This window comes from Nonomuraea sp. NPDC051191 (assembly GCF_044455665.1).
Classification (GTDB): domain Bacteria; phylum Actinomycetota; class Actinomycetes; order Streptosporangiales; family Streptosporangiaceae; genus Nonomuraea.
The window spans coordinates 15,830-38,053 of the sequence record NZ_JBITEZ010000017.1 but is presented as its reverse complement, the minus strand read 5'-3'; the positions used below and the strand labels follow the sequence as shown (position 1 = coordinate 38,053).

General features: G+C 71.0%; 20 protein-coding genes. 8 read left to right on the top strand and 12 right to left on the bottom strand.

Translation table 11 applies throughout. From position 1 onward, the window contains the following. The first annotated feature begins 167 nt into the window (after window positions 1-167). A complete protein-coding gene (locus tag ACIA8R_RS40725; protein WP_357694659.1) occupies window positions 168-524 on the top strand; it encodes a helix-turn-helix transcriptional regulator in 357 nt (118 codons plus the stop codon). On the opposite strand, the gene ACIA8R_RS40720 is transcribed toward ACIA8R_RS40725, so the two are convergent. The 3 genes from ACIA8R_RS40720 to ACIA8R_RS40710 form a co-directional block, all read right to left on the bottom strand. Beyond that, window positions 521-1,300 (bottom strand): DNA-formamidopyrimidine glycosylase family protein, encoded by a 780-nt coding sequence (locus ACIA8R_RS40720; protein WP_364094218.1) that lies wholly within the window; start codon window positions 1,298-1,300, stop codon window positions 521-523. The two genes, ACIA8R_RS40725 and ACIA8R_RS40720, sit on opposite strands and share 4 nt — an antisense overlap. 78 nt (window positions 1,301-1,378) lie before the next feature. After that, window positions 1,379-1,828: an Rrf2 family transcriptional regulator gene (locus tag ACIA8R_RS40715; RefSeq protein WP_357694290.1), complete on the bottom strand. Its 450-nt coding sequence runs from the start codon at window positions 1,826-1,828 to the stop codon at window positions 1,379-1,381. A gap of 8 nt (window positions 1,829-1,836) precedes the next feature. Further along, window positions 1,837-3,708, bottom strand: a complete 1,872-nt coding sequence (locus ACIA8R_RS40710; RefSeq protein WP_397042867.1) for an endonuclease/exonuclease/phosphatase family protein — start codon at window positions 3,706-3,708, stop codon at window positions 1,837-1,839. An 89-nt stretch (window positions 3,709-3,797) separates the two neighbouring features. Here ACIA8R_RS40710 and ACIA8R_RS40705 point away from each other — a divergent pair, with 89 nt between their 5' ends. Further along, entirely contained in the window at window positions 3,798-4,979 is a 1,182-nt protein-coding gene (locus tag ACIA8R_RS40705; RefSeq protein ID WP_357694286.1) for an ROK family transcriptional regulator, read from the top strand. Window positions 4,980-5,004: 25 nt separating this feature from the next. On the opposite strand, the gene ACIA8R_RS40700 is transcribed toward ACIA8R_RS40705, so the two are convergent. The 4 genes from ACIA8R_RS40700 to ACIA8R_RS40685 all read right to left on the bottom strand — a co-directional run bounded on the left by ACIA8R_RS40700 (window position 5,005) and on the right by ACIA8R_RS40685 (window position 9,704). Then, window positions 5,005-6,444, bottom strand: coding sequence for a glycoside hydrolase family 3 protein (locus ACIA8R_RS40700; RefSeq protein ID WP_397042865.1), 1,440 nt, complete (start codon window positions 6,442-6,444; stop codon window positions 5,005-5,007). A gap of 76 nt (window positions 6,445-6,520) precedes the next feature. Continuing rightward, complete coding sequence (locus ACIA8R_RS40695) at window positions 6,521-7,372, bottom strand: carbohydrate ABC transporter permease (protein WP_357694282.1); 852 nt, start codon at window positions 7,370-7,372, stop codon at window positions 6,521-6,523. After that, window positions 7,369-8,382: a sugar ABC transporter permease gene (locus ACIA8R_RS40690; RefSeq protein ID WP_357694280.1), complete on the bottom strand. Its 1,014-nt coding sequence runs from the start codon at window positions 8,380-8,382 to the stop codon at window positions 7,369-7,371. The genes ACIA8R_RS40695 and ACIA8R_RS40690 overlap by 4 nt, the downstream gene beginning before the upstream one ends. Window positions 8,383-8,384: 2 nt before the next feature. Further along, on the bottom strand, window positions 8,385-9,704 hold the full coding sequence (locus ACIA8R_RS40685) for an extracellular solute-binding protein (protein ID WP_357694278.1): 1,320 nt from the start codon (window positions 9,702-9,704) through the stop codon (window positions 8,385-8,387). Window positions 9,705-9,841: 137 nt separating this feature from the next. Here ACIA8R_RS40685 and ACIA8R_RS40680 point away from each other — a divergent pair, with 137 nt between their 5' ends. From ACIA8R_RS40680 to ACIA8R_RS40670, 3 genes are all read left to right on the top strand, one after another. Next, entirely contained in the window at window positions 9,842-10,990 is a 1,149-nt protein-coding gene (locus ACIA8R_RS40680; protein WP_364094231.1) for an ROK family transcriptional regulator, read from the top strand. 12 nt (window positions 10,991-11,002) lie between these two features. After that, on the top strand, window positions 11,003-11,659 hold the full coding sequence (locus tag ACIA8R_RS40675) for a M15 family metallopeptidase (RefSeq protein WP_357694275.1): 657 nt from the start codon (window positions 11,003-11,005) through the stop codon (window positions 11,657-11,659). A gap of 72 nt (window positions 11,660-11,731) precedes the next feature. Further along, the gene (locus ACIA8R_RS40670) at window positions 11,732-12,817 is read left to right on the top strand and encodes a glutamate--cysteine ligase (protein ID WP_397042862.1); all 1,086 of its coding nucleotides are present in this window, start codon (window positions 11,732-11,734) and stop codon (window positions 12,815-12,817) included. Window positions 12,818-12,826: 9 nt separating this feature from the next. Here the strand turns inward: ACIA8R_RS40670 and ACIA8R_RS40665 are convergent, their stop codons facing one another. From ACIA8R_RS40665 to ACIA8R_RS40655, 3 genes are all read right to left on the bottom strand, one after another. Then, window positions 12,827-13,081: a sulfite exporter TauE/SafE family protein gene (locus ACIA8R_RS40665; RefSeq protein WP_357694271.1), complete on the bottom strand. Its 255-nt coding sequence runs from the start codon at window positions 13,079-13,081 to the stop codon at window positions 12,827-12,829. A 153-nt stretch (window positions 13,082-13,234) separates the two neighbouring features. Further along, on the bottom strand, window positions 13,235-13,759 hold the full coding sequence (locus ACIA8R_RS40660) for a hypothetical protein (protein ID WP_397042860.1): 525 nt from the start codon (window positions 13,757-13,759) through the stop codon (window positions 13,235-13,237). 36 nt (window positions 13,760-13,795) lie between these two features. Beyond that, window positions 13,796-18,442 carry an ATP-dependent helicase gene (locus ACIA8R_RS40655; protein WP_397042858.1) on the bottom strand — a complete coding sequence of 1,549 codons (4,647 nt, stop codon included), beginning with the start codon at window positions 18,440-18,442 and terminating at the stop codon, window positions 13,796-13,798. A gap of 89 nt (window positions 18,443-18,531) precedes the next feature. Between ACIA8R_RS40655 and ACIA8R_RS40650 the strand changes: the two genes are divergently transcribed. Further along, on the top strand, window positions 18,532-19,020 hold the full coding sequence (locus ACIA8R_RS40650; protein ID WP_357694263.1) for a VOC family protein: 489 nt from the start codon (window positions 18,532-18,534) through the stop codon (window positions 19,018-19,020). Window positions 19,021-19,272: 252 nt separating this feature from the next. Then, a complete protein-coding gene (locus ACIA8R_RS40645; protein WP_357694260.1) occupies window positions 19,273-19,467 on the top strand; it encodes a DUF3046 domain-containing protein in 195 nt (64 codons plus the stop codon). On the opposite strand, the gene ACIA8R_RS40640 is transcribed toward ACIA8R_RS40645, so the two are convergent. Together ACIA8R_RS40640 and ACIA8R_RS40635 are read right to left on the bottom strand one after the other, a co-directional pair. Further along, complete coding sequence (locus ACIA8R_RS40640; protein WP_357694258.1) at window positions 19,450-19,725, bottom strand: hypothetical protein; 276 nt, start codon at window positions 19,723-19,725, stop codon at window positions 19,450-19,452. The genes ACIA8R_RS40645 and ACIA8R_RS40640 overlap by 18 nt on opposite strands. A gap of 413 nt (window positions 19,726-20,138) precedes the next feature. Beyond that, complete coding sequence (locus ACIA8R_RS40635) at window positions 20,139-20,750, bottom strand: GNAT family N-acetyltransferase (protein WP_364094252.1); 612 nt, start codon at window positions 20,748-20,750, stop codon at window positions 20,139-20,141. 377 nt (window positions 20,751-21,127) lie between these two features. Between ACIA8R_RS40635 and recA the strand changes: the two genes are divergently transcribed. Then, on the top strand, window positions 21,128-22,222 hold the full coding sequence (recA, locus tag ACIA8R_RS40630) for a recombinase RecA (protein WP_352323144.1): 1,095 nt from the start codon (window positions 21,128-21,130) through the stop codon (window positions 22,220-22,222). Window positions 22,223-22,224 lie beyond the last annotated feature (2 nt).

Sequence of the window (22,224 nt, the reverse complement as noted above, 5' to 3'; positions counted from 1 at the left end):
CAGGCGGGCCTGATGAGTCGCGCGACCAGGCACGAGCGGCAGACCCGGGGCGGCGACGCCCCATGATGACGGCGAGGAGTATGTACGAAGCCAAGAAGACCAATGTGCGGCACGATCCGATCGCGCGGGGCGTGGTGAAGACGTCCACGCCGGGGAGGGAGCGACAGATGATTCTGCTGCGTCAGCTGCTCGGTGACGTGCTGAGGCGGTTGCGGGTGCGTCAGGGGCGCACGCTTCGCGAGGTGTCCACGCTGGCGCGTGTCTCGCTCGGCTATCTGTCCGAGGTCGAGCGTGGCCAGAAGGAAGCCTCGTCCGAGCTGCTCGCGTCCATTTGCGGTGCCCTCGGAGTGCCGCTCTCGCAGGTTTTGCGTGAGGTTTCCGACCAGTTCGCGCTGGCGGAGCTCCAAGCCACTCCTGTTCTGGCCGACGTTCCCGAGCACGAGCGCCTGCCCCTTGCCGAGACGGTTCCCGGGTCGATCGGCGACACCGTGTTCCCCGAGGTCAAGGACATGGTGGCGGCCTAACGCGGCTGGCAGCCACCACACCACAGGATGAGCCTTTCCTGTGGCTGTGCCCCCATCTCCCCGCGGCTGATGCGCGTGCCGCATCGGCGACAGGGTCTCCCTGCCCTGCCATAGACCCAGGTCTGGTTCGCCGGGCGGCGATCACCTGTCGTCACCGTGCCGCCATGCCCCTTGTTGGCCTCCAGCAGCCGGTGGGCCAGCGTGACGAGCCCTTCGAGATCCTCGATCTCCCCGACCTTCTTCCACGGCCAGATCCCGCGCAGGAACAGGGTCTCGGCGCGATAGATCGTGCCGATCCCCGCCAGGTTGCGCTGATCGAGCAGCGCTTCACCGATCGTCCTGTCCGGCACCCCTCGTAGCCTTCGCACGGCCTCGCCCGGATCCCAGTCGGCGCCCAGCAGGTCAGGCCCCAGGTGCCCCACCAGCCGCTCCTCGTCGGCGGTCGTGACCAGGTCGACCATGCCGAGCTTGATCCCCACCGCCTGCCACTGCTCGTTGGCCAGGATCAGCCTCACCTGGTCTCCGCCGGCCGTGCGCCGCCCCGCGGGCATGACCCGCCAGCTCCCGTCCATGCGCAGGTGCGTGTGGACCGTCAGGCCGCCCTCGATCCGGGTCAGCAGGTGCTTGCCCCTGGAGACGGTCGTGAGCACCGTACGGCCGGTCAGGTCGGCGGTGGCGTGCCGCGGGACCCGGAAGTCCGATCTGGTCAGCACACGGCCGTCGAGCGCGCCGCGCAGGCGCGCGGCGGTGCGATAGACGGCGTCTCCCTCGGGCATCCCTCCAGTCTAGGTACCGCCTCCCGGCCTTCACGATGGCCACGGGCCGAGGGCGCCCGCTGTGCCGCCCGGTGGAGGTCAGTCCCAGGCGGCGGGGTCTGCGGCGAGCTGCCGGACGCGCTCGGGAAGGCTTCCCGTGGCGACCTGTTCGAGCGTGACCTCCTCCAGGATGGCCCGCTCGGTGGCCCGCAACGCGATCCACACCTGCTGCAACGACTCCGCCGGACCTCGGTAGCCGACGTGTTCGGGACGCTCGCCGCGCACGTTCGCCAGCGGCCCGTCAACGGCCCTGATCACGTCGGCGAGCGAGATGTTCGCGGCGGGCCGGGCCAGCACGTAGCCGCCCTCAGGACCCCGTTGGCCGCGCACGAGACCCGCGCGGCGCATCTGGAGCAGGATGTTCTCCAGGTACTTGGGAGGCATGTCCTGTTCCTTGGCGAGTTCACCCACAGTAGTCGGGCCCGTGCCGGCTGCGGCGAGTTCGGCGGCGGCACGGAGGGCGTAGTCGACACGAGCGGAAAGGCGCATGTTCTCGATTATCCCTCCTGGTCAACACTGGTTAGGCGCAAGGTCGTCAGAACGGGCAGGTGATCCGAATAGGGCAAGCGCGGCACCTGCCCGGAAATCGCGGTCAATCCCTGGGTGAGCAGCACGTGGTCGATGCGCTCCTTGGGGGCGTCGGCGGGCGAGGTCGGCGGGTCCCCGAACGCGGTCAGCGGGTCGGTCAGCCCGGCCGCCTTCAGCACCTCCATGGCCGGGTCGGTGGGCCGGGTGTTGAGGTCGCCCGCCAGGATCACCGGCCGCTTGACCTGCTCCCCGGCTCCGGCGGCGCGGTGCCCGGCCTCGTCGGCGTCCCGGCCGACGGCCAGGGCGCGGGCGATCGCGGCCACCTCCGGCGCCTGGCCCTCGGGGGCCTGCAGGTGGGTGTTGACGATGCCCACCTCCTTGCCGCCGACCTCCAGGACGATCGCCTGGGCCTGGGCTCCCGTCGGGTAGTCGTGCGCGCCCAGGGGATAGGAGTGCACCTGCCTGACCGGGAGGTTGGTGAGCAGGGCGTCGCCCCACACGTTGTCGCCGGCCGGGGCGAAGTGGTAGCGCATGCCGAGGCCGCGGGCGATCCTGGCCAGGTCGTCGTGGCCGCCGTTCAGCAGCCAGCCGCGGTCCACCTCGCTGAGCAGCACGACGTCGGGCTTCTGGGCCGCGGCCCAGGACGCGATCTTGTCGAGCGACAGGCGGCCGTCCAGGCCGTAGCCCATGCGGATGTTGTAGGTGATCAGGGTGAAGGTGTCGCCCTGCTTGGCCCGTACGGGCGGCGCGGACGGCGCCCCGAGCGTCACGAGCCCCACCAGCAGGACGACGACGGCCACCGGCAACCAGCCGAGGCGGACCGGCGCGACCGGCCGCGGCGAGTGCCGGACCAGGGCCGTGACCACGCTGAGGGCGGCCACCAGCACCGCCACCGCCACGAGGACCAGGCCGTTGGGGAAGCCGAGGTTCATGTCGTAGGCCGCGTAGTAGACGAACAGCCCGACGAAGAAGACCAGCCCGCCGCCGAGCACGGCCACGCCGGGACGCCGTCCGGAGGGATGGTCCGGCCGCGCGGTTCCGGCGAGCAGGGCGCCGAGCCAGCCGATCATCAGCACGGCGAAGTAGGACGCCGTCAGGGTGAGGACCAGCGTGAAGGCCACCAGCACGACCCCGGCGATGAGGTCGAAGACCGGGGACAGCGGCGGATGGGCGGCCTGTACGACGACCATGACCAGGACGACGGCGAGTATCCCGGTGCCCGCCAGCACCTGCCACAGGTCGGTCGGGCTCGCCACGGGCTTGGCCCAGCCGGTGGCGGCCACGCCGGTCAGCAGCATCGCCGGGCCGAGCAGGAACCACGTCAGCGTGGGCGCGCGGTCCACCTCGGCCTCCGGGGGGCGTACGAGGCCGAGGAAGGCGGCGCAGAGGGACAGCGCCGCCAGCCACGGGACCAGGCCGTCGCGCCAGACCAGGTCCACGCCGTCCAGCAGCAGATGGACGGTCAGCGACAGGCTCAGGCCGCCCATGACGCCCACGGGGACGGCCCGTCGCGGCACGGTGTGGGCGCAGCCGTACAGGAAGACCAGACCCGCGGTGACGCCGGCGGAGGCGACGTAGAGCTGGCCCACCCCCGCCTGCAGCAGGATCCTGGTGAGGACCAGCGCCGCGGCGCCGCCGAGCAGAGCGTGGCGCGGCTTGGCTAACAGCGCGAGGAAAGGCAGGATGAACCAGGCGGCTGCATAGAGGCCCATCAGCTCAGGCGGTGTCTCGCCCGCGCGGCCGAACAAGGTGATCAACGACGGGAGGAAGACCCTCAACACGTCCAGCAGCAGCACGAGGCCGAGCGCGAGCATGATCGCCGGGCCGCGGAGGATGGTCATGAGGCATCCTCGTGTTCGGCTCCGATGATATGCAAGAGCACGGGCGCTAAACTTCCAACAACCTTTTCGATTTGACGGTGGGAATCAGCGTGGAGCGTCGTCCTGGTGTGCCCAGACTTCTCCGGGAGATCAACGATCGGGCCGCACTGGAGCTGTTGCTGGCCACCGGCCCCATGACGAGGGGGCAGATCGGCGACCTGACCGGTCTGTCCAAGGTGACCGCCTCCCAGACGCTCGCGCGGCTGGAGGAGCGTGGCCTGGTCGAGGTGGTGGGCGCCCAGGCGGGCGGCAGAGGGCCGAACGCGGCGCTCTACTCGGTCATCCCCTCAAGCGCCTATGTGGCCGGTCTGGAGGTCGGCCCCGAGCTGATCTCGACCGCCGTGGCCGACATCCACGGCCGTACGATCGCCGAGGTCACCGTCGACCCCGGCGGCCACGACGACCCGGTCGCCGCCGTGCACGGCGCGATCGTCAAGGCGTGCCGCAGCGCCAAGGTCAGCCTGGCCAGGCTGCGCGGCGTGGTGATCGGCACCCCTGGCGTGGTCGACCCGCGCAGCGGCGACGTGCGTTTCTCCTTCGACCTGCCCGGCTGGCACGAGGGCATCCACGAGGCGCTCGCCGGCGACCTGCGGCGCGAGGTGACGATCGAGAACGACGTGAACCTCGCCGCCCTCGCCGAGTACGCCGACGGCGCAGCCAAGGGCGTCGACGACTTCGTGCTGGTGTGGGCGAGCCGCGGCCTCGGCATGGCCGTCATGCTGGGCGGCAAGCTCCACCGGGGGCGTTCGGGCAGCGCGGGGGAGATCGGTTACCTGCCGGTGCCGGGCGTTCCGCTGCCGGAGGACATCCGGACCAAGCCGGGCCGGCTGCCCTCGCTGGCGGGCGGCCTGCAGTCGCTGGTCAGCGCCGAGGAAGTGGCCGAGCTGGCCCGTGGCTACGGCTTCACGGCCGAGAGCGCCCGCGAGTGCGTCGAGGTCGCGGTGGCGGCCGGGTCCCGCGGCGAGCCGATGCTCGACGACATCGCCCACCGGCTGGCGCTGGGTGTGGCGGCGGTCTGCGTGATCCTCGACCCGGGGCTGGTCGTGCTGGCCGGGGAGGTGGGCCACGCCGGGGGATCCGCGCTGACCTCCAGGGTGGAGGAGGCCGTGGCGCGGATCTGCCCGGTGCGGCCGCAGGTGGTCACCACGGCGGTGGCCCATGCGAACCCGGTGCTGCGCGGCGCGGTGCTGGCCGCGCTGGACCAGGCGCGCGAGGAGCTCCTCGCGCCCTGATCCGGCGGGGGCGTGGTCGCCCGCCTCAGGCGGTGATCAGTTCCACGGCGGCCTGGGCGTTGGCCCTCGCCGCCCCGTACGTGGCGATGTAGGCGGCGCTGCCAGGCCGCCAGACAGGCAGGCCCATCTCGATCACCGTCGCGTCCTGGCGGGCCGCCACCAGCGCGGAGACCAGTTCCTGGCTCGCCTGGTAGCGGTGGGCGTCCTTCACCACGATGACCAGCGACCGGTTCGCGGCCTTGGCCAGCAAGGTGGGGACGTCGGCGGCCGCGGGCTCGACGCGGACGATCTCGGCGTCCGGCAGCCACGGGCCCACACCCCACGGCACGGTTCCCACGGCGATCGTGGGCGGGGTGTCCACCTCGATCACCAGGGGTTCCACCAGGGGTTCCGTCTCGCCGGTCAGCCGCACGGCGCGGCGGGCGGCATGCAGGCCGACCCCGTTCTGCTCGGCGGCGACCGTCTCGGACGCGCCGAACCAGGCCCGCAGCGCCCGGACCCGCTCGGCCGCCTCCTCCAGCCTGGCGGCCGGCAGTCGGCCCTCGGTCACCGCGTCCACGATCTCCGCGATGACCCGCTGGACGTCGTCCTCGCCGGGGATCGGGCCGAGGCAGATCAGGTCCGACCCGGCCGCGAGCGTGAGCACGGCGCCCTTGGCCAGGCCCACGCTCTTGGTGATCGCGTGCATGTCCAGCGCGTCCGTGATGACCACGCCGTCGTAGCCGAGCTCGCCCCTGAGGAGCCCGGTCAGCGCGGCGGGCGACAGGGTGGCCGGGGTGTCCCCGGTCACCACCGGCACCGCCACGTGCGCGGTCATCACGGTCTTGGCGCCGGCCTCGATCGCCGCCCGGAACGGCACGAGCTCGCGGGCCCGCAACACGTCCAGGTCGACGTCCACGACGGGCACGGCCAGGTGGGAGTCCACCCGGGTGGCGCCGTGGCCGGGGAAGTGCTTGACGCAGGCGGCCACGTTCACCGACTGCAGGCCGTTGACCGCCGCGACCGTGTGCCTGGCCACCAGCGCCGGGTCGGCGCCGAAGGACCTGGTCCCGATCACCGGGTTGTCGGCCTCGGTGTTGACGTCGGCGCTCGGCGCGAGGTCCAGGTTGATGCCGCACGCGGCCAGCTCCGAACCGATCGCCGCGTAGACCCGGCAGGTCAGGTCCACGTCGTCGACCGCCCCCAGCGCCGCGTTCCCCGGGTACGGGCTGCCGACGTGGTAGGCCAGCCTCGTGACGTCCCCGCCCTCCTCGTCGAGCGAGATGACGGGCTCGGCCGAGGCGCGCAACGTCGTGGTGAGCGACCTGACCTGCTCGGAACTGGCGACGTTGAACCCGAAGAGCGTCACGCCGCCCAGGCCGTTGTCCAGCTCGCGCAGCACCCAGTCGGGCGCCGTGGTGCCCTGGAAGGCGACGAGCAGCGTGCCGGCCGCGAGGCGACGCAGCCCCCGATCACTCTGACTCATGGCTCCTCATCACTTGAATGAAGGCACGACCGGGTACGGCTCGGACGAACCCGAGCCGTACGCGGATCAGTGCCTGTTACCCCTTCACGGCCCCGGCGGTGAGACCGGCGACCATGCGGCGTTGTACCAGCAGGAAGAAGACGACCACCGGAAGGGTCATCAGGGTGGAACCGGCCATGATCGCGCCCCAGTCGACGCCCTTCTGGCCGAAGAAGTACTGCAGGGCGACCGGCATCGTGTATCCCTCGGACCCCGACATCAGGTAGAGGGCGAACACGAGATCGTTCCAGGCGGTGATGAACGAGAAGATGCTCGTGGCCACCAACCCCGGGGCGACCAGCGGGAACAGCACCTTCCAGAACGTGGTCAGCCGGCTCGCGCCGTCGATCCAGGCCGCCTCCTCCAGCGTCCGCGGCACCGCCGCCACGAACGTGCGCAACATCCAGATGCCGAACGGCAGCGTCAGCGCGACCTGGGTGATGATCAGCCCGATGAGCTGGTCACCGAGGCCGACCCGCTTGACCATCATGTACAGCGGGATGAGCAGGCCCTCCGCCGGCAGCATCTGCACGATCAGCAGGACGACCAGGAACGTGCCACGCCCCTTGAAGCGGAAGCGGGCGATGGCCGTGGCCGACAGCAGCGCGAAGACCGAGCCGATGAGCACGGTGCCGAGCGCCACGATCGCGCTGTTGCGCATGTAGAGCCAGATGGAGTTGTTCGCCACGCCCTCGGTCAGCACCCGCGCGAAGTGGTCGAAGGTGAAGTGCGTGGGGAACGGGATGAACTCCGTCGTGAAGATCTGGTCGTTCTCCTTGAAGCCGGTGGAGACCATCCAGTAGACGGGGAAGACCGCGTAGAGGAAGACCAGCACACCGGCCGTGTTCAGGAGGATCTTCCCGAGCTTCTTGCGGGCCAGCGGGTTCACATCTCCTCCTGCTTCACGATCTGCCGGACGTACGCGACGGTGATGATGAGCAGGATGATCGTCAGCACGATGGAGATCGCCGCGCCCGTGCCCAGCTTCTGCGGGGGCTTGAACGCCTCCGCGACCGCGTACATCGACAGGTTGAAACCGTCGCGGTTGGTCGGGCCGTTCATCAGCACGTAGAGCTGGCTGAAGACCTTGAAGTCCCAGATGATCGACAGGATCGTCAGGACGGCGAAGACCGGCTTGAGCAGCGGAAGGGTGATCTTCCTGAACGTCCGCCACGCCCCCGAGCCGTCGACCTTCGCCGCCTCGTACAGCTCGGACGGGATGCCCTTGAGGCCCGCGAGCACCGAGACCGCGATGAACGGGAACCCGGCCCACACCACGCACACGATCAGTGCGACGTAGAGCGGGAAGGTGTCGTTGAGCCAGGGGGTGCCCGTCCAGTCCTGCTGACCCGCGGGCGGCGCGGCCAGCCAGTCGGGCAGCAGGTTGAGCAGCCAGTTGACGATGCCGGACTCGGCGTCGAAGAGCGAGCGCCAGATGACGCCCTGCGCGACCGGCGGCACGGCCCAGGCGAACATGCACCCGATGACCACGAACAGGGACATCTTCTTGCCGAGCTTGTTCAGCAGCACGCCGACCGCGGTGCCCACGATGAGGGTGAGGCTGACGGCGACGAAGGCGAACACCACGGTGTTGCGCAGAGCCGACCAGAAGATGTCGTTGGAGAGGACCTTGTCGAAGTTGCCCAGGCCCACCCATTCGGCCGGCTTGCTTCCCCTGATCTGCGCGAGGCCGACCTTCTGGAAGGCCATCACGCCGAGCTGGAACATCGGGTACAGCAGCAGTCCCGCGATGACCAGCAGCCCGGGGATGAGCAGCACGTACGGGATGCTCCAGGTGGGCATCCCGGTGGCCTTGACGGGCCCGCCGCCCTTCTTACGGCGGCGCCCCGGGGCGGGGGACGAGCCCCTGCCCCGGGTGACCGTAGTCGTGTTCGCCATCGTTACTGGTTCAGGATCTCTTCGAGTTCCTTGTTGGCGTCAGCGAGAGCCGTGGTGGTGTCCTTCTTGCCCTCGATGACGGCGCGCGCCGCGTTCTGCAGCACGGCCTTGGTGGCGTCGGCCTCGGCCCAGTTCGGGTCGGCCGGGAACGCCTTGGCCTTGGCGAAGGCCTGGGCGAACGGGCCCTGCGCCGGGTCCTCGTTCAGCGCCGCCAGGGTGTCGGGGTAGACCGGCAGCAGGCCGCCTTCCTTGGCGTAGCGGTCGGCCCAGGTCTTGCTGGTGGCGAGCTTGATGTACTCCTTGCCGAGGTCGGCCTCCTTGGTGCCGCCCCACAGCGCGATGTCGTTGCCGCCGAAGAAGGAGGGGGCCAGGCCGCCGGTCTTGGCGGGCAGCGGGAAGAAGCCGAGCTTGTCGCCCTTCAGCTTGCCCTTCGAGTCCTCCTCGATGCCGGGCAGGTCCCAGCCGGCGGTGAGGTACATCGCCACCTTGTTGTTGGCGAAGCGCTTGCGGATGTCGACGGTGTTCAGCGTCAGGTTCGCCTTGCTGGACAGGCCGCCGGTGACCAGACCGGTGTAGGTCTCGAAGCCCTTCTGGAAGCCGGGGTCGGTCAGCTTGCCGACCCACTTGTCGCCTTCCTTGACGGCGAACTCGCCGCCCTCGGACCAGGCGAACGCGGCCAGCAGGTGGTTGGCGTCGGAGCCGCCGTTGAAGGCGAAGCCGTCGACGCCGGCGCCCTTCTCCTTCTGGATCTTCTTGGCCGCGGCGACGAGCTCGTCCCAGGTCTTGGGAACCTCGATCTTGAGGTCGGCGAACCAGTCCTTGCGGTAGAGCACCGCGCGGGCGCCGGCGCCCCACGGGATGCCGTAGATCTCGCCGTCAACCGTCTCGTAGCCGTAGAGGTTCTCGGGGATCTGGGCCCGGTCGCCCTCACGCGCGATGTCGGTGATCGGGGTGAGCGCGTCCTGGCTCTGCCACATGGGGACCTGGTCGTTGCCGATCTCGGTCACGTCCGGGCCTGCGCCGGTGGCGGCGGCGGCGAACTTGTCGGCCACCTGCGGCCACGGGATCCACTCAAGCTTGACCTCAGCGCCGGTCTGCTTCGTGAACTCGGCGTTGAGCTCTTCCATGTACTTGGCGGCGGCAGGGTTGCTGTCGCCCAGACGCCACATGCTGAGCGTCTTGCCCGCGAACTTCGGGCCACTGGAAGCGGGGGCGGCCGCGCTGGACGACGGCTTCGGCTCCTCGCTTGACCCACAGGCGGCCAGGCCCAGGGCCAGGGCGGCCGTGGTGACCGTAGTGGCTGTGATCTTCGCGATCCTCACAGGGTTCTCCCTTCCCGGGTGCTGGCCTACGGTCCGCACCAGGCTGATCGTCAAATGCCGAACGACGCTGTTAAACTAACAAGAAACTTTCTTAAAAGAAACGCTCGTTAGCCATTCGTGACGAGAGGGGTGCGGTAATGAGTCGAAGCCCGGGGATCCCCCGGTTGCTGCGCAGGTTGAACGACCGCTCGGCACTTGAACTCCTCCTCGCGGACGGTCCGCTGACCCGCGCCGAACTGGGGGAGCGAACGGGGCTCTCCAAGGTAACCGCAGGTCAGCTGCTGGCCCGCCTGGAAGAACGGGGCCTGGTGGAGGTCGCGGGCGAGCGCGCCGGTGGCAGGGGTCCGCACGCCGCCCTGTACGCCGTGGTTCCGTCCACCGCGTACGTCGCCGGGCTGGAGGTGCTGCCCGACAGCCTCACCGTCGGTGTGGCGGACATCACAGGTAAAATCGTTGTCGAGGTGACGGTCAACCCGGCCGACTCCCGCGATCCGGTCAAGGCGGTCCACTCGGCCGTCCAGCGGGCCTGCGCCGCGGCCCGCGTCGAGCTCTCCCAGCTTCGCTCCTTCGTCATCGGCACCCGGGGGGTCGTCGATCCCCGCAGCGGCGACGTGCGCTGGTCCTACGACCTGCCCGACTGGCACGTCGGCGTGCTGGCCAGCCTCCGCCGGACCCTGGGCGGCTCGGTCACCATAGAGAACGACGTCAACCTGGTCGCCCTGGCCGAGAGCCGCTACGGCGCCGCCGTCGGCCACGACGACTTCGTGGTCATCTGGGCCGGCGTCGGACAGGGCCTCGGCGTCATGCTCGGCGGACGGCTGCACCGCGGCATGAGCGGCGGCGCGGGCGAGATCGGCTGGCTGCCGGTGCCGGGCGAGCCGCTGCCCGCCGACGTGTCACAGCCGCAGTCGGGCTCCTTCCAGCGCCTGGTCGGCCACGACGCCCTGCGCGGCCTGGCCGACGAGCACGGCGTGATCGGCTACACCGTGCCCGACCTGGTCCGCAACGGCGACGAGGACTACCTCGACAAGGTGGCCGGACGCCTGGCCGTGGGCGCGGCGGCCGTGGCCGTCGTGCTCGACCCCGAGCTGATCGTGCTCAGCGGCGACGTCGGCCGGGCCGGCGGCGAACGGCTGGCCGCCAAGGTCCAAGAGGCCGTGGCCCGCCTGTGCCCCAGCCAGCCGACCGTGGTGACCACCAAGGTGACCGGCAACGCGGTGCTGCGCGGGGCCCTGGTCGCGGCCCTGGAGCAGGCCCGGGAGCAGGTTTTCTCCGACACTGTGTGAGAATTTCTGCCCATGTGGCAGCTCGACACCGACGTAGTCCTCATCTCCGACCCGCGCGTCTCGGCGGTCCCCGTCCGGGAGTGCGGCGAGCCGCTGGCCGACGTACGCGGGCGGCTGCGGGTCGACACGCGGATGGCCGACGCCGACGGCGCGTACGCGCACCTGCGCGCGGGGCTGCTCGACCGGCTCGAACAGGCCGAGAGCGCCCTTCCCGACGGCTTCCACCTGCTGATCGTCGAGGGCTACCGGCCCATCGCCACCCAGCGGCGCATCTTCGAGGGGTACCGCGCGGAGCTCCTCACCACTTATCCCGACATGACGCCTGACGAGTCCTATATCGCGGCGAGTCGTTATGTGTCCCCTGTCGAGGTCGCCCCCCACACCGCCGGCGCCGCCGTCGACCTGACCCTGTGCGCGCCCGACGGCACCGAGTACGACATGGGCACCGAGGTCAACGACAACCCCGAGGAGAGCGGCGGCGCCTGCTACACGGCCGCCGCGGGCATCCCGGCCGAGGCCCGCGCCCACCGCAAGATCCTGGCCGCCGTCCTGGAGCCCGTGGGCCTGGTCAACTACCCGACCGAGTGGTGGCACTGGTCCTACGGCGACCGCTACTGGGCCATGTCCACCGGCGCCCCCGCCGCCCTGTACGGTCCTGCCCCCTTCTAGCCAGGTTTTCCCCCGGCGGCGGTACGGGCACAACCTGTGGCGGAGGCTTTTGGACTCCCCAGCGAGGTGTGCATGGTTCCGTTGATCGGGATCGAAGAGGAATACCTCGTCGTCGATCCCCGCACGCGTCACGTGTCCCCCCGGGCGGCCGAGGTCCTGGCCGCCGCGACGGACATGCTCGACGTGGCCCACGAGATCACCCGTTTCCAGGTGGAGGCCCGTACGCCGCCCTCCGCCGACCTGAGCGAGCTGGGTTCCCAGCTTCGGACAGCACGGAAGGAGGTGGCCGAGGCGGCCCGGTCCTGCGGCCTGGCGGTCGTGGCCAGTGGCATCCCGGTGCTCGGCAACGTCATGCCGCCACCGCTCACCGACGACCACCGCTATCTGCAGGGCAAGGAGCTCTACCGCGCGTTGCAGGACGAGATCAGCATCTGCGCGCTGCACGTGCACGTCGACGTACCGGACGAGGAGATCGCCGTCTACGTCGGCAACCATCTCAGACCCTGGCTGCCGACGCTGATCGCGCTGGCCGCCAACTCGCCGTTCTTCGTGGGCCGCGACACCGGCTACGCGTCCTGGCGGGTCATCAGCTGGGGGCGGTGGCCGGTGTCCGGGGCGCCGCCGTACTTCCCGACGTTCGGCGCCTACGAGCTGGCGCTGCGCGCGCTGTCGGAGTCGGGAGCGCTGATGGACCCCAAGACGGTCTTCTGGGACACCCGCCCGTCGCCGCGGCTGCCGACGGTCGAGATCAGGGTGGCCGACGTGCCGCTCGACGTGAGCGACAGCCTGACGATCATCGGCCTGATCCGGGCCCTGGTCGTGACCGCGTTGCGGGAGGTGGCGCGCGGCGACCGCGGGCTGCCGATCCCGTCGGAGGTGCTGCGGGCCGCCTATTGGAGGGCGGCCCGGGACGGCCTGGTCGGCGACAGCCTCGACGTGCGGCACGGAACGCTCGTGCCCGCCACGGTGATGGCCCGCCGGCTGTTCGGCCACGTACGCGCCGCGCTGGCCGAGGCCGGCGACCTGACCTTCATCGAAGAGGGTCTGGAACGGCTGCTGAGCAAGGGCTCCGGCGCGGTACGCCAGCGGCGCGTGCACGCCCGGGGCAACGACCTGACCGACGTGGTGGACGACCTGATCGAGGCCACCGTCGCCTGAACCGCCCGTTCAACGCAGCGCGAGCACCGCCGCCACGCCGAGGCCGAAGGTCACGACGACGCCGCGCAGCACGTCAGGCGGCATGAGCCGGGCCACGCGGGTGCCGAGGAAGCCACCCGCCAGGCTGGCCGGCGCCACCACCGCCACGGCCTGCCACTCCACCGGCCCGAACAGCGAGCACGCCACCACCGAGACCGTGCTGACGACCAGCGCCAACGCGGCCCGTACGGCGTTGACCCGGTGCAGGTCGTCGTGCAAGAACATGCCGGGCCACCGCGTTGGTCACCGACGCCGTGACGCCCGGGTCCCCGAAGGCCACCAGCGCCGGGAAGGAGACCAGCGTGCCGCCCCCGGCCGGCGCGTTGACCACCCCGGCCACCAGCCCGACCGCGCCCAGGAACACGAACTCCCCACCCGTCATCGCGCGGCCCGCGGTGCTGTGGGTGCCCAGCTCGACGTGGATGACGCCGTCGTCGTCGCCGGGATCCAGCAGGACCAGCCCGAACGCGGGCACGAACGGCAGGAAGCGCACCTCGACGCGGTCCCGGTGGGGTAGGTCGCGCAGCAGGTGCGGCTCAGCGTCACCCCGGCGAAGCGCAGGTCATCGGTGCGGGCGACCCGCTGATCCAGGCCGTCCTTGCGGGTGGTCAGGAACGCCTCCCCGGCCAGACGGTCGCGGACGAGGGCGTTGAGCTCGGCCACGCGCGCCTCCAGGTCGGCCACCTGGTGCTTGGGGCCGAGCGCGGACGCCGCCAGCAGGGCGAGCGTGGCCAGCGTCGCCGCCGCCAGGATCTCACCCTTGACGACGCCGAGGACGCCGAGGACGCCGAGCACGCCGAGCACGCCGAGGACGCCCACCACGAGCGCGATGACCGTCGTGACGTAGATCTCCAGGTTCTTGCCGGAGCCGAGGTCGGAACGTAAGCGTTGCAGAGGCGGCATGCCCTCATCCTCCAGCCTTTCCGGCCGCCACGCTCCTCAGGCGCGCAGGCGCAACCCCCTCGGGGTCGGATGGAACCCGGCCGCCTCCAGCGCGGCGGCCAGCGGCGACTCCACGATGGACGTACCGTCGGCCCGCTCCACGGTCAGCTTCCCGAGCGCCCCGTCGCGCACGGCCAGCGCCAGGGCGTCGACGGCCGGTTGCAGCCGCTCGTCGTCGGCGAACGACAACAACGTCTTGCCGCCCCGCTCCACATAGAGGACGAGAAAACCGTCCACGAGCACGACCAGCGAGCCCGCCTTCCTGCCCGGCTTGTGCCCGACGTCGCCGGCGCGTTGCGGCCAGGGGAGCGCGGCTCCGTACGGGCTGGCCGGATCGGCCGCGGCCAGCACCACGGCCCGCCGCCCCGGCGTCACCCGCCCGCCGCTTTCCCAGAGGGGGGCCTCGGAAGGAGGACCGGAGCTCTCATGCGGCCCGCCCCCGGTCGGCGCGATGCCCGGAGCCATGGCCCGCATGCGGTCGACCGCGCCCGGCAGCGCGAACTGCGCACCGCCCAGCCCTTCCACGAAGTACCCCCGGCGGCACCGACCGCTCTCCTCGTAGGCGCGAAGCACCTGGTAGACGGGCGTGAACCCGCCGGGCAGCCGTTCGGAGGTGACCGCGCCCCGCGTCACCACCCCGTGCCGTTCGAGCAGCACCTCGGCCTGCGCGTGCGCCCGCTGCGTCGTGTCGTCGGCGGGCCCGGGCAGCAGCCACCACCGCCCGGCCACGGTCGGCGGCCCGCTTCTCGACGGCAGCACGGCCCGCCGCCGCCGCGTCGTGGCCGGCCGGTGCGCGGGACGCCCGGTGCCCAGCGTGGCCCGCAGCGGCGCGAGCGTGTCGCCGGAGACCCGGCCCGACCACACCAGATCCCACAGCGCGGAGACCAGCGCCGCGTCGTCGAGCGCACTGCCCTGGGCGCCGAGCTGGTCGGAGATGCCCCGGAAGAACAGCGCGCCGCCGCCGCCCAGCAGGTCGAGCACGCGTTCGTGCAGCGGCGTCATCGTGATCTCGGCGGGCTCGGGCAGCAGCAGCGGCGCGGTGTCGGCGAAGTAGAGCGACACCCACCCGTCGCCGCCGGGCAACGACCCCTGCCCCACCCACATCACCTCGCCCGACGAGGTCAGCTCGTCGAGCAGCGCCGGATGGTAGCCGGGCACCCGCGAGGGCAGCACCAGCGTCTCCAGCGCCGACGCAGGCACCGCGGCCCCCTGGAGCTGCTCGACGGAACGCACCAGCGCGTCCATGGCCCGGGCCGCCCCGGCCCGCGAGCCGTCGGACGACGACGAGCCCGTACCGGTGATGCCGTGCCAGGCGGGCAGGAAACGGGCCAGCGTCTCGGGCGCGACCGGCTCGACCTCCTTGCGCAGCCGGGCCAGCGACCTGCGGCGCAACATCCGCAGCACCCCGGCGTCGCACCACTCCTCGCCCCGGCCGCCCGGACGGAACTCCCCGTTCACGACCCGCCCCGAGGCGGCCAGCCGCCGCAGCGCGTCGGTGACCACGGCCACGCCGAGCCCGAACCTGGCGGCGGCGGTGCCGGCGTGGAACGGGCCACGGGTGCGGGCGTGCCGGGCCACCAGGTCGGCCAGCGGGTCGGGCACCGGCTCCAGGAACACGTGCGGCACCCCCACGGGCAGCGGCACGCCGAGCGCGTCGCGCAGCCGGGCGGCGTCCTCGACGGCAGCCCACTGCTCCTCGCCCGCGACGCGCACGCGGATGGCCCGGCGCGCGCGTTCGAGCTCCTCCAGCCAGGACGGGTCGCCGCCGCGCACGCTCACGTCGGGCGTCAGCAGCGGCCCGTGCGAGCGCAGCAGGTCGGCCAGGTCCTCGGCGTCGCGCAGCGGCCGGTCGAGCCGGGCCAGCTCGCGCTCGCTGGTCACGATCACGTCGGGGTCGAGCAGCTCGCGCAGGTCGGCCTGGCCGAGCAGCTCGGCCAGCAGCGTGGTGTCCAGCGCCAGGGCCTGCGCGCGGCGTTCGGCCAGCGGCGCGTCGCCCTCGTACATGAACGCGCCGATGTAGTGGAACAGCAGCGACGCGGCGAACGGCGAGGCCTGCGAGGTCTCCACCTCCACCACCCGGATCCGGCGCGCCGCGATGTCGCGCATGAGCTGGACCAGCCCCGGCACGTCGAACACGTCCTGGAGGCACTCGCGCATCGTCTCAAGCACGATCGGGAACGAGGCGTACTGGGAGGCCACGCCCAGCAGGTGGGCGGCCCGCTGGCGCTGCTGCCACAGCGGGCTGCGCCGGCCCGGCACGCGGCGCGGCAGCAGCAGCGCCCGCCCCGCGCACTCCCTGAAGCGGGAGGCGAACATGGCCGACCCGCCCAGCTCCTCGGTGACGATCTGCTCGATCTCCTCGGCGTCGAACGCCGCCACGTCGGTGGGCGGCTCGGCCAGCGTGTCGGGGATGCGCAGCACGATGCCGTCGTCGGAGTGCACGGCCTGCACGTCGATGCCGTAACGCTCGCGCAGCCGCCGGTTGATCGCCAGCGCCCAGGGGGCGTGCACCCGCGCGCCGTAGGGGGAGTGGATCACCACCCGCCAGTCGCCCAGCTCGTCGTGGAAGCGCTCGACCAGCAGAGTACGGTCGTCGGGCACGTAGCCGGTGGCCTCGCGCTGCTCGTTGAGGTAGGCCAGCAGGTTGCCGGCGGCGAACTCGTCGAGCCCCGCCTCCCGCATGCGGTCGGTGGAACCGTGCTTGGCCTGCTCCCGCAGGAACTGCCCGATCGCCCGGCCCAGCTCGGCCGGCCGCCCGGCCGTGTCGCCGTGCCAGAACGGCAGCTTCCCCGGCTGACCGGGGGCGGGGGAGACCAGCACCCGGTCGGCCGTGATGTCCTCGATCCGCCACGACGTCGCGCCCAGCACGAACACGTCGCCGACGCGCGACTCGTAGACCATCTCCTCGTCCAGCTCGCCCACCCGGGACGCCTTCTCGCCCACGAGGAACACGCCGAACAGGCCCCGGTCGGGGATCGTGCCGCCGTTGGTCACGGCCAGCCGTTGCGCGCCGGGCCGCCCCTGGAGCGTGCCGGAGACGCGGTCCCAGACGATGCGCGGCCGCAGCTCGGCGAACTCCTCGCTCGGGTAGCGGCCGGCCAGCATGTCGAGGGTCGCCTCCAGCGCGCTGCGCGGCAGGGTGGCGTAGGGGGCGGCCCGCTTGACCACGGTCTCCAGCTCGTCGACCGTCCACTCGTCGAGCGCGGTCATCGCCACGATCTGCTGGGCCAGCACGTCGAGCGGGTTACGCGGGTAGCGCAGCTCCTCGATCTGCCCGCCGCGCATGCGCTCGGCCACCACGGCCGTCTGGACCAGGTCGCCCCGGTACTTGGGGAAGATCACCCCACGGGACACCGCGCCCACCTGGTGTCCGGCCCGGCCGATGCGCTGCAGCCCGCTGGCCACGCTCGGCGGGGCCTCCACGCACGCCACCAGGTCGACCGCGCCCATGTCGATGCCCAGCTCCAGGCTGGAGGTGGCGACCACGGCGGGCAGCCGCCCCGACTTGAGCGCCTCCTCGATCTGGGCCCGCTCCTCCTTGGACACCGAGCCGTGGTGGGCCCGGACGATCTCCGTCACCACCCCCTTGCTCGCCCCCGCCTGCGCCATCGTCTCGGCCGGCATGCGCCTGGGCGGGGCCGGGGCCTCGGGGTCCTGCGGCGGCGTCTCCCAGATCGACAGGTCGATCGCCTCCAGCCCCTGCCGCCGCGTGTAGGCCAGCTCGTTGAGGCGGGTGCACAGCCGCTCGGCCAGCCGCCTGGAGTTGGCGAACACGATCGTCGAGCTGTGGGCCTCGATCAGGTCGAACAGGCGATCCTCCACATGGGGCCAGATCGACCGGCCGGACGACGGCTCGACCTGCTCGGGATCGGGCGCCCCCTCCATCTCCGTCATGTCCTCGATCGGGACGACGACCTCGATCTCGATGCGCTTGTCGGACGGCGGCTGCACCACCGTGGCCGGACGCGTGCCGCCGAGGAAGGCCGCCACCTCGCTCACCGGCCGCACGGTCGCCGACAGCCCCACCCGCTGCGCCGGACGCTCCAGCAGCGCGTCGAGCCGCTCCAGGCTGAGCGCCAGATGGGCGCCGCGCTTGGTGGCCGCGACCGCGTGCACCTCGTCGACGATCACCGTCTCGACGTCGCGCAGCGCGTCGCGCGCCTGGCTGGTGAGCAGCAGGAACAGCGACTCGGGGGTGGTGATCAGGATGTCGGACGGCTTGGCGGCGAACCGCCTGCGCTCCTCGGCCGGGGTGTCGCCGGAGCGGATCGCCACCGAGATCTCCGGCACGGGCAGCCCGAGCCGGCGCGCCGTCTGCCTGAGCCCGGCCAGCGGCGCGCGCAGGTTGCGCTCGACGTCGACGGCCAGCGCCTTGAGCGGCGACACGTAGAGCACGCGGGTGCCCGGTTTGGGGGCCTTCGCCGTTGTCTCGGCGGGGGGCTGCCCGGCCGCCCGCGCCGCGAGCCTGTCGAGCGACCACAGGAACGCCGCCAGCGTCTTGCCCGACCCCGTGGGGGCCACGACCAGCGTGTTGTCACCGCGCGCGATCGACTCCCACGCGCCCTCCTGGGCCGCCGTGGGCGCCTGGAAGGCGCCGGCGAACCATTGCCTGGTCACCTGGGTGAAGTGGTCTAGCGAGCTCACCTGCACATACTGCCTCGCGCCACCGACAGAAAACGCATTGGAGCGGCGACGGGCGATTGAGCGGGGGGCAAGACGGACATACAGCGACCGTGACCATTGATTATGCCGCCGTCGAGAGCCGACGCGCCCAGTTGCGAGACCGGTACGCCTTAACGCACCGGCCGTCGAGCAGCGCCCGTGGCCTGCACCACGTGGCCCTGCTGTCGTCCGATGTGGAACGGACCATCAAGTTCTACCAGGAACTTCTGGAGTTCCCGCTGACGGAGATCATCGAGAACCGCGACTACAAGGGTTCGAGCCACTTCTTCTTCGACATCGGCAACGGCAACCTGCTCGCCTTCTTCGACTTCCCGGGGCTCGACCTCGGCCCGTACCAGGAGGTGCTCGGCGGGCTGCACCACGTGGCGATCTCCGTCGACCCCGCCACCTGGGAACGGTTGCGCGGCAAGCTGGAGATGGCCGGCGTGCCGCACCAGATCGAGAGCGGCGCCTCCATCTACTTCAAGGACCCCGACGGCGCCCGCCTGGAGCTGCTCGCCGACCATCTCGGTGAGATGTACGGCACGCGGGTGTTGTGACCGTGCGTCCCGGCTCAGCGCCGTGACGCCCTGCGCGTACGCGGTACGCCCGCGCGGGGCTCCTGCCTGATTCCGGCGTGCCGCTCCGAGCGCTGTCCCTTCGCCTTCTGCACGGCCTGCCGCATCGCGAGTAACAGCCGGCGGCGGCGCGCTCTGTTGGCCTTGGTCCTGGCGCTCTTCGGGGGTGAGGACTTGGGGGTCTTCGGCATGCGGATGTCCTACCCACACCTGACGCGCTTCCATACTTGGTTCATGCGCCTGACCGAGTTCTGGAGACGGATGAACGCCCATTTCGGCGAGACCTATGCCGACTCGTGGGCCCGCGACTACGTGATCGCCCCGCTGGGCGGCCGTACCGTGACGCAGGCGCTGGCCGACGGCGAGAGCGCCAAGACCGTGTGGCGGGCCGTGTGCCAGGTGGAGGACGTCTCACCCCGGCTGCGCTGAGCCGAGCGCACGGCGGAGCGCGTCCGCCGTGCCCTCCAGGTCGTCCGCGTCGCCCTGCCCGCCCGGCGACCACAACAACGTCCAGCCTCCGCTGGAGGGGGTGGCGAAGACGATCGTCTGGCGGCGCGTGCGCGGATGCCACACCCACAGCACCGGGTCGTCGCCGCCGACCATGCGGCTGACCAGCCCCCGGTCGGGCAGCAACTCGGCGAGCTCCTCCAGAAGGGTGCGTCGTTCCCCGGTGTAGCCACTCGCCACTTCGCCGCCTCCAAGCCAGTACCCTGCAAGTGAGTCTCCCCAGCTCACGGCGTATGACAACACGTCGGCGGCAACCCGCGCGGGAGATCGGGAACGTTCCGCTCCGCGCGCCTCACCCGTCACTCCGGTCCCATGACCACGCTCTCCGGACCGGTGGGGAGAACGTCCGTGACGTCTCCCCGCGCGGCGATCCACGTTTCCCGGGCCTGGTTCACCTGTCCCCCGTCCGCAAGGGACAGGTGTTAGTCCGGCCCGGACCCCTACAAGCGCCCGTCACATCCGCCCGCCGTGCCGGTTCCACGATCCCCAGGGCAGACCCCACGGCCGATCCGTCAGCCGGCAACCACCATGAACGCGAGCGGTATCCGGGCACGGCCTCGCCCTTTCCTGAGCGGCCCGCGCCGGCGAAGGCGTCACTGGCCCGATGGCGGATGGAGGTCCAGGATCATGTCGAACGACCGTGTGCCGTCCCTCCCGGTGAAGGAGCCGACCAGTTGGAAGCCGTGCTTCTTGTAGTAGCGAAGGGCACGTGCGTTGTCGGCGAGAACGCCGCCGAACAGGATGATTCTCCTCCTGCCGAAATGCCGTGCGACGTCCGCGACGAGCGGGAAGATCTGCGTTCCCACCCCCCTCCCCTGGTAGTCGTCGGCCAGGGTGGGGCCGAAGCGGCAGTCCGTCGCCGCCAGGTGGATGCCGGCCTCCCGGTAGCGGGCGATGTCCGCCGGGTGAGGATCGAGACTGAACTCGACAAGGCCGACGATCCTGCCGGACAGCACGTCCTCAAGCACCAGCCTGAGCTTGTCGTGACGCGCGATCGCGTCACACAGCTTCCGGGCGGCCTTGAGGTCGTACCCGTCGAAGGTGCTCAGTCGCCTCGATTCGGCGGACAGCCCCTCAAGGAAGGCCGCAAGACGTTCCGCGTCAGTGTGCATGAGCGGTCGGAAGGCGACCTCCGAACCGTCATTCAGGTTCAGGCGCCACGTCAGGACAAGCGGGTCTTCGGCGACCGCCTTCAGTGTGAGCACCTCGGCAATCCCTCCCCGCTCAGACCTCGGTGGCGCGAACCTACTGGTCATCCACCTTCGGCGGCAACGCACATTGTTCGCTGTCACAGGACACCCGGCGAATGCTGATCATCGTCACGAAGGTTGATGACCACCGGTCTCGTGACACCGAAGACCGACTGACGCGTCGCCAACACGCTCGACCTTCGCTGTCACGGGACACTGAACACGCCGCATGCATCCCAGCAGCGTGTTCGTGATGTGATCGAACAGTCGTTCGGCTACGATGAACCTTGCCGAACTCGGCCACGCCTTCTCCGACCGTCGCAGAAAATGTCGGTGGCAGGCCGTAGCTTTCACTCGACTGATCGGACCACGACCCTCCAGAGGGAGCTCCCATGGCTATCAACGACCGCGAGAAGGCCCTCGAGACCGCGCTCGCTCAGATCGAGCGGCAGTTCGGCAAGGGCTCCGTCATGCGACTGGGTGACGACGCCCGAGCCCCCATCGAGGTGATCCCCACCGGGTCGATCTCCCTTGACGTGGCCCTCGGCATCGGCGGCCTCCCGCGTGGGCGCATCGTCGAGATCTACGGCCCCGAGTCCTCGGGCAAGACCACGGTCGCCCTGCACGCGGTGGCCAACGCCCAGCGGGCCGGCGGCATCGCGGCGTTCATCGACGCCGAACACGCCCTTGACCCCGAATACGCCAAGAAGCTCGGCGTCGACACCGACGCCCTGCTGGTCTCCCAGCCCGACACCGGTGAGCAGGCGCTGGAGATCGCCGACATGCTGATCAGGTCCGGCGCGGTCGACATCATCGTCATCGACTCGGTGGCCGCCCTGGTGCCCAAGGCCGAGATCGAGGGCGAGATGGGCGACAGCCACGTCGGCCTCCAGGCCCGCCTGATGTCCCAGGCCCTGCGCAAGGTCGCCGGCGCCCTCAACAGCACCGGCACCACCGCGATCTTCATCAACCAGCTCCGCGAGAAGATCGGCGTCATGTTCGGCAGCCCCGAGACCACGACCGGTGGTAAGGCGCTCAAGTTCTACGCCTCGGTCCGCATGGACATCCGCCGCATCGAGACCCTGAAGGACGGCACGGAGGCGGTCGGCAACCGCACCCGGGTCAAGGTCGTCAAGAACAAGATGGCCCCGCCCTTCCGCGTCGCCGACTTCGACATCCTCTACGGCGTGGGCATCTCCCGCGAGGGCGGCCTCATCGACATGGGCGTCGAGCACGGCTTCGTCCGCAAGTCGGGCGCCTGGTACACGTACGAGGGTGACCAGCTGGGCCAGGGCAAGGAGAACGCGCGCAACTTCCTGAAGAACCACCCCGACATGGCCAACGAGATCGAGAAGAAGATCAAGGACAAGCTCGGGGTCGGTCCGAAGCTCGACACGCCCGCCGAGCCCGCCGCCGCCGTCCCGGCTCCCGCCGCCGCGCCCTCGGGTCGTGGCTCGAAGTCCACCCCCAAGCCTGGTGACGTCTGATC

Excerpts from the sequence above, each read along its gene's own strand:
- ACIA8R_RS40725 (WP_357694659.1), top strand. The coding sequence starts at position 168 with ATGATTCTGCTGCGTCAGCTGCTCGGTGACGTGCTGAGGCGGTTGCGG.
- ACIA8R_RS40720 (WP_364094218.1), bottom strand. The coding sequence starts at position 1,300 with ATGCCCGAGGGAGACGCCGTCTATCGCACCGCCGCGCGCCTGCGCGGC.
- ACIA8R_RS40715 (WP_357694290.1), bottom strand. The coding sequence starts at position 1,828 with ATGCGCCTTTCCGCTCGTGTCGACTACGCCCTCCGTGCCGCCGCCGAA.
- ACIA8R_RS40710 (WP_397042867.1), bottom strand. The coding sequence starts at position 3,708 with ATGACCATCCTCCGCGGCCCGGCGATCATGCTCGCGCTCGGCCTCGTG.
- ACIA8R_RS40700 (WP_397042865.1), bottom strand. The coding sequence starts at position 6,444 with ATGAGTCAGAGTGATCGGGGGCTGCGTCGCCTCGCGGCCGGCACGCTG.
- ACIA8R_RS40690 (WP_357694280.1), bottom strand. The coding sequence starts at position 8,382 with ATGGCGAACACGACTACGGTCACCCGGGGCAGGGGCTCGTCCCCCGCC.
- ACIA8R_RS40680 (WP_364094231.1), top strand. The coding sequence starts at position 9,842 with ATGAGTCGAAGCCCGGGGATCCCCCGGTTGCTGCGCAGGTTGAACGAC.
- ACIA8R_RS40675 (WP_357694275.1), top strand. The coding sequence starts at position 11,003 with ATGTGGCAGCTCGACACCGACGTAGTCCTCATCTCCGACCCGCGCGTC.
- ACIA8R_RS40670 (WP_397042862.1), top strand. The coding sequence starts at position 11,732 with ATGGTTCCGTTGATCGGGATCGAAGAGGAATACCTCGTCGTCGATCCC.
- ACIA8R_RS40665 (WP_357694271.1), bottom strand. The coding sequence starts at position 13,081 with ATGTTCTTGCACGACGACCTGCACCGGGTCAACGCCGTACGGGCCGCG.
- ACIA8R_RS40660 (WP_397042860.1), bottom strand. The coding sequence starts at position 13,759 with ATGCCGCCTCTGCAACGCTTACGTTCCGACCTCGGCTCCGGCAAGAAC.
- ACIA8R_RS40645 (WP_357694260.1), top strand. The coding sequence starts at position 19,273 with ATGCGCCTGACCGAGTTCTGGAGACGGATGAACGCCCATTTCGGCGAG.
- recA (WP_352323144.1), top strand. The coding sequence starts at position 21,128 with ATGGCTATCAACGACCGCGAGAAGGCCCTCGAGACCGCGCTCGCTCAG.